The sequence below is a fragment of the Polaromonas sp. P1_G4 genome, from assembly GCF_056405475.1.
On record NZ_JBFUCA010000360.1, the window covers coordinates 1 to 4,414 of the forward strand.

5 protein-coding genes are annotated in these 4,414 nt (G+C 56.0%); all 5 read left to right on the forward strand.

Going from position 1 to position 4,414, the window contains the following annotated elements; genetic code table 11:
* Positions 1-1,141: 1,141 nt before the first annotated feature.
* Positions 1,142-1,990, forward strand: a complete 849-nt coding sequence (locus tag AC1D1X_RS16530; protein ID WP_477671178.1) for a DUF1444 domain-containing protein — start codon at positions 1,142-1,144, stop codon at positions 1,988-1,990.
* Between the two features lie 104 nt (positions 1,991-2,094).
* On the forward strand, positions 2,095-2,673 hold the full coding sequence (locus AC1D1X_RS16535; RefSeq protein ID WP_477698678.1) for a pyridoxine/pyridoxamine 5'-phosphate oxidase: 579 nt from the start codon (positions 2,095-2,097) through the stop codon (positions 2,671-2,673).
* A 130-nt stretch (positions 2,674-2,803) separates the two neighbouring features.
* A complete protein-coding gene (locus AC1D1X_RS16540; RefSeq protein ID WP_477671176.1) occupies positions 2,804-3,247 on the forward strand; it encodes a DUF4826 family protein in 444 nt (147 codons plus the stop codon).
* A 96-nt stretch (positions 3,248-3,343) separates the two neighbouring features.
* Complete coding sequence (locus tag AC1D1X_RS16545; protein WP_477671175.1) at positions 3,344-3,781, forward strand: hypothetical protein; 438 nt, start codon at positions 3,344-3,346, stop codon at positions 3,779-3,781.
* A 34-nt stretch (positions 3,782-3,815) separates the two neighbouring features.
* Complete coding sequence (locus AC1D1X_RS16550; protein ID WP_477671174.1) at positions 3,816-4,388, forward strand: hypothetical protein; 573 nt, start codon at positions 3,816-3,818, stop codon at positions 4,386-4,388.
* The last annotated feature ends 26 nt before the right edge of the window (positions 4,389-4,414 follow it).

Consider the following 4,414-nt stretch of genomic DNA (forward strand, 5'->3'; position numbering starts at 1 on the left):
GGGTGCACTCGCCGCCGCTACAGCCGGTGCATTGTTCATGTCCTTCGAGTTGGCTCCGGTGTTCATGTTGACGTGCGTTGCGTATGCGGCGGCTTGGACTATCGCTCAAGTTATTTCTATATTGGTTCGTCCGCATTTCAGTCAGGAGGCAGGGCAGTGACGGCGAAATCCAACATGTCGCTCGATGCCGACCCACAGCTGCAGAAGGCCGATTCGCCGCGAGTATTGCCGTCCGGTCAGCTCCAACGTTGTCCAGCATCGATCCGCAGCGCAGGCATGCGAACCGAAATGGCATGAGAGCTTCGACCTGGCTTCGGTGCGTTGGCTACTCTGTCGTAGTCATTGCTTTACTGCTGCTTTTGAGGGTTGGCGACCTGTTGCCATTTGACCTTTCTCTTTGGTTTCAAGTTCTCTGGTCTGGCGCTTCGACTCCGCGCTACATGCGTGTCGTTCCCACGAGGGAGTCGAGTATGCTCGCGTGGGGTTTGCTGGCATTTGGCCTCATCCTGATTGCGACGGGTTGGGCGCTAAAGCCGAAACGAGAGGAGAAGTGACTTATGGTGACTTATGCATAACATGTCAATCGACACGGATCCACAACAGCAGGAGGCGGCTTCGCCCCGGGTTTTGGTGGTCCGGTCATCTTCACGTTAGGCTCCTTCTTCCCTACCTCATGCTTGCAAAGCTATTCGCAGCACTCCTGGCACTCTCTGGAGTACTGCTGGTCCTTGTCGGGAGCGCGGCTATCATCCAGGCCGAACCCAACTCACCCATGTTCTTTGGAATGCTATCTGCCATCGTCGCGTTCGGAGTGGGCTGCCTCATCGCCTCCATCGGTGTCTTCAGAATGCGGCGATACGGCTTCGTTTTATGCATTGGCCTGGGCGTAAGTGCCGCCGGCCTCGCGCTTATCGTTTCTGAATCTGCAGGCCAGGGAGTACTCTGGCCAATCTTTGCGTTCATGACGGCCAGCGGCGCTGCCGGCTTGTTTGTAAAGTCAGGCGCCGATGTTGCGGGATGAACCGCGCCGTGACCAAGTGTTCAATTTTCTTGACGGCATATTGCCTTCGCTCTACAGCCTGACAGCTCACGTCGAACTTTCGGCGTCTTTCAGCGTCATCAATTTGCAAGGGAGCTAGTTTTGAACAAAGCATGTGCAGTATCGGCAAGTTTGTTGGCCTTCTTCTCAGTTGAAGCCGCAGCCCAAGCCATACCAATGGAGGAACAGACATTTACTGAATTTGCCGCACAAGCAGTACGGCGCGAGGTTGGCGACACGCCTGTCTCAATAAAGGGGCCACTTACATTGTCGGTTGGCGCCTCGCAGGCCAATCTAGAGAGGGTTTTCGGTTTTTGCCGCTCTAATAATTCTGGTTGCGTATCCGAAATCGACCGGTATGCCAAGGGTGTGGCGCAAGTGCTAAAACAACAGAATGCGCCGGTAGATAAAAGCTCAGTGCGCCTCGTTGTCCGGTCAAGCGAATATATCAAGCGAGCGCAGGAATCTTTGGGTAGTGATGGCCCGACGCTTCAGGCGAAACCACTCGTTGAAGGGCTGGTATCGGTAGCCGTGCTCGATACGCCGCGCGCGGTGAGACCGCTTGATGATCGCGACCTGAGAAAGCTCAACATATCACAGAATCAGCTATTTGAACTTGGTGGTGAGAATCTGCAAGCCACACTGAAACCTCTCGCTGACAGTGCGAAGCCCGTCGGAAACGGGCAGATTGGAGCTATTCCAGGTAGTGTGTATGAGGTCGGCCGCGTCGCCATTCTTTCTCAGTGGGCATCTCTTGCAAATGCTCAGCAAGGTCTCCTTGTTATAGCTCTGCCAACAACGGATATGGTCTTGTACATATCGGAATCCACTCCGTCAGCAATAGATGCGCTTCGGGCGCTCTCCAAAGACACCGCTGCAAAATCATCCAATCCTCTTTCGCCAACCACCGTACTCAAATGGACCGCTGAGCGATGGATGCCAGTGCAGTGAGTGCCAAGGTGGCCGCATCAATGCCTGACCCTTCCATCAAGAGGGCGCACCCCGGCATGCCGGGTCGAGCCGCTCATCTCAAACCTTAGACGTCAAGAGAAAATATGCGCAGTCCCATTGAGCGTTTCAAAACTGTATGGCTCGACGCCAGGAGYCGTGGGTCGTCCAAACACAGGAACRCTGTTTGTGTTTCCACCATCGATGCGGATGGATACCCTAGTTCGCGATTTGTCGATTTGAAGGAAGCGGAAGAGACGGGTTTCGTCTTTTGCACGCATTTGGACTCTGGCAAGGCCCTGGACATCGCTCGCAACCCCAAGACCGGCATTACGCTGTGGTGGGAGCATATCGCCACGCAAGTACGCATCAAAGGCGTTTGTACGGTAATACCGGAACAGGAGGCCGAAGTACATTGGGCTGGCCGTCTGCGGGATGCCCAAATTGCCACAGCGACATTTCAGCAGAGCCGCCCGCTCGCAAGCCTCGAGTCGCTTTCGGATCAATACGGACGCGCCGTGGCTGCGTACGATGGCAAGCCAATCCCTCGCCCCGCGAACTGGGGCGGATTCAGGCTCCAGGCGGAGCACATTGAGTTCCTGGAGTTCAAAGAGAGCCGCCTGCATGCGCGCACGACCTATTCCCGCATTGGTTCCCGCTGGGAGCAAGCGTTCCTGCAACCTTAGGGTATCTCGCCGGGAGTAACCCATCATCTGAGCGGACCGCAACAGCAGGCCACGTGACACCGCGCTGTTAGTTCCGGTTCCGCGCGGCCTGCTGCTACAGTCCACTCAGCTCAAATGTTAGGCCCTAACAATGCCCGATTACGACAACCCCGAAGTTGAAGCCCAGTGGTGTGCAGAGCGCCGTGCTGAAGTATCCGAATACTTGCAACGCGAAGGCTTGGTGCATGGCCGAATCGGCTTAGAGCCTGCGTGGCACCTTGCCCCCTATGTCTCAATTTGGACCGTCGAAAGCCTTGAGAGCCCTGGTTCAGTGGGCTGGTGGGCTATCTCTGGCGATATGCCGAACGACTATGTTTCCTCAAGCAAGGCTGGAACTCCGCGGGAGGCGGTGCATGCCATCGCTTCTCTCTGGCAGGACGCGGCTCGATGCATGGCGCGTGGAGAGCGGCACCCAACGTTGGTCATTGGTACGGGAGAGAACATGGAAGAGCTCGCCCCCATGCTTGCATCGAGGGCCGGGTTACTGCTGGAATGGGCCGATGACCCTGCGGTATGGGAAGAAGATGAGCTTTAACGCGCTTCAAGTTTTTTCTCTAATGACCTCGGTCTGCTCGCATCACAGGCCTGAGCCTTGCTTCGGGTGGGTACACAAACCTTAAGTTCTTCGCATATGCCATCAACAACTCAAGCCCTGTTCATTTTTCTCGCGTGGTCTGGCGTTCAGGCTGTATTGCTTCTTGCGTCGCTACGTTCCAGGCAACCCTTGCCGGAATTGCTCGCAGCTGTAGAGACAGTCGAGCCTTCGATGGCGCCGGCGGAAAAAGGTGACATGGCCAGAGGATTCCTCTGGATCAGCGTTGTCTGGTTCGCCCTGGCCACAACCATTGCGGCGGTTTCTTTCAGTTCGGCATCAAAAGGAAGCCTGTGGGGCCTGGCCGTTTTTACCGCCATAGGTGGCTGGTCGCTCTACGACGCAGCGTCAAGCCCTGTCGTTCTGGGCCGCATGTACCCGGGGAGCATTAAATGGACAAACTGGCTTACAGCTGTGTTGAGCTCAACGGTCTGGTTATTGCTCTTTGTGATGCTGGCCATTCAATGGCTCTCCTGATGCCACCTGGCTCTCATCTCAAACGTCAGGCGTCATGATGACCATTTATGCAACAAGTAAGGTCGTACACGCTGCGCTGAAGCGCGCGCTCAGTCCGTGGTTTACGGCCAACGGCTGGAAGCGGCGGCCCGGTTACTCCTGTGCGTTTATTCGACCTGCCGGGCCGGGTTATTGGTGTCTGTGGTTTCAGGTCAGTTCCTGGGGAGGCCAACTCTCGGGAAGTTCATTCACACTGAATCTGGTTCATCAGGAGTCTGCGGAATCGTCACTCTGCAGTGGGCCAAATGCCCGCGTGCTGCGTACCCTGAGTGCAGCTGATATAGAGCTCGGCTTTTCCATCGCAGCGGAGCTGTCGAAACGCATTCCAGAGCCCGCGGCATCGGATCCAGTACACGAATGGGCAAAACTTCCGGGCTATCAGGGCGAGATGTGGCGCAAGAGAATCGCTGATCTTCAGAAAGTGAATCCTGACGCATGGAAGCCGGATGTCGATGTCTGGCTGCCGTATTACGCGGTGGCTGACCTGGCTCTTTGGGTCGATTTTCTGCTTCCGAGGTTTCCGCACCTTCTGCGCCAGAGCCAAGGGCAGGATTTCACCGCACAATGACGCTCATCATCCATACGCCTCCAACT

Excerpts from the sequence above, each read along its gene's own strand:
- AC1D1X_RS16540 (WP_477671176.1), top strand. The coding sequence starts at position 2,804 with ATGCCCGATTACGACAACCCCGAAGTTGAAGCCCAGTGGTGTGCAGAG.
- AC1D1X_RS16545 (WP_477671175.1), top strand. The coding sequence starts at position 3,344 with ATGCCATCAACAACTCAAGCCCTGTTCATTTTTCTCGCGTGGTCTGGC.
- AC1D1X_RS16550 (WP_477671174.1), top strand. The coding sequence starts at position 3,816 with ATGATGACCATTTATGCAACAAGTAAGGTCGTACACGCTGCGCTGAAG.